Annotated in this window: 1 protein-coding gene; it reads left to right on the forward strand. The window is 41.7% G+C overall.

From position 1 onward, the window contains the following. Positions 1–28: 28 nt before the first annotated feature. A partial coding sequence (locus tag ACYVRH_RS15135) for a hypothetical protein (protein WP_461257674.1) occupies positions 29–453 on the forward strand: 425 nt, incomplete at its 3' end.

Raw genomic sequence — 453 nt, forward strand, 5'->3', positions numbered from 1 at the left:
CGGTATAGCACATAACGGAGAAAAGGATATGAAAACAAAAAAAACACAGCCGTATATCGACTATGACAAGGCGGCTTTTCTGACGCGCCTTTATGATTTTATCAATCGCGCAAATCAAATGCGCGAAGACGTATACACGCAACTTGACTATATGGACCATTTATTTGGAATGATGAAGGAACAAATCAGCTTTATGAAACAGGCGTTCGCGCCTGTTGGAAATCCAAACGACAGGGTAACTTTTTATGAACATGACATTGAAGCGTTACGGTCCTACGCGTGGTCTGCGGGGCTTACCAAAACACTCTGGGAAAAACTGAAGGATCAAAATTTCCGGCACCGCTTTTCTGGTTTTATAAATACTCCGGTACAGAAAGACGAAATTGAGGATCCTCCAATTTTTGACAAAAATGGTGAATTTCTGATACCGCCTAAAAACACAAAGCCTGCAAG

It is taken from the genome of Treponema sp. R80B11-R83G3, from assembly GCF_054786115.1.